This is a genomic window from Stenotrophomonas sp. SrG, assembly GCF_050031795.1.
Taxonomy (GTDB): domain Bacteria; phylum Pseudomonadota; class Gammaproteobacteria; order Xanthomonadales; family Xanthomonadaceae; genus Stenotrophomonas; species Stenotrophomonas rhizophila_A.
Window position 1 is genome coordinate 1 of record NZ_JBNBBE010000464.1, and the last position, 256, is coordinate 256.

The window sequence follows — 256 nt, forward strand, 5'->3', positions numbered from 1 at the left end:
CATCACGCCTTGCGGATCGGTGGCCCATACCTCGCCATCACGCGTGCACAACAGCTGCCGTAGCAGAACTTCCTGCCTAAGCCCCACCTGCTGCGGTGCCGCACTGTGCAGCCGCTTGCCGTCCGGCGACCACCGTTGGATCGCTCCAGGGTGCGCGAGCCAGACATCGCCGTTCGCGCCTATCTGCAGGTGGATGGGCCCGTGGTCCGTGCCCAATCCGAGCCCCCAGTCGCGTTGGCTGCGCCGCTGCGGGTCA

1 protein-coding gene is annotated in these 256 nt (G+C 68.0%); it reads right to left on the bottom strand.

Features of this window, described 5'->3' with window-relative positions; genetic code table 11:
• On the bottom strand, window positions 1-256 hold a 256-nt coding region (locus tag ACQG3P_RS20505; RefSeq protein WP_426806072.1), incomplete at both ends, for a hypothetical protein.